At 70.7% G+C, this 256-nt stretch carries 1 protein-coding gene; it reads left to right on the top strand.

All coding sequences use genetic code 11. From position 1 onward, the window contains the following. Positions 1-256 (top strand): LPS-assembly lipoprotein LptE (locus SB658_RS25505; protein WP_410603233.1); only part of this gene is annotated, 256 nt, incomplete at both ends.

The following is a 256-nucleotide window of genomic DNA, read 5'->3' as shown; positions in this document are numbered from 1 at the left end:
CTGGGGCTGAGCGCCTGCGGCTTCCATCTGCGCAACAAGCTCACCCTGCCGCCGGACACGCCGACGGTGAAGGTGCAGTCGGCGGCGCCCTACAGCGAGTTGGCCAAGCTGCTCAATCGCGGCCTGGCCGCCTCCGGCGCCACCCTGGCCGCGGAGGACGCCGAGACCGGTTTTGCCATGCTGAAGGTGCTGTCCGAGCGCTGGGGCGACCTGCCGATCGCGATCGACGCCGAAGGCCGCGCGCAGGAATACAGCC

Source organism: Bacillus sp. SIMBA_008 (genome assembly GCF_046535495.1).
GTDB lineage: Bacteria > Bacillota > Bacilli > Bacillales > Bacillaceae > Bacillus > Bacillus subtilis.
The sequence above is the reverse complement of the archived record's forward strand: the minus strand, read 5'-3'. Positions and strand labels throughout refer to the sequence as shown.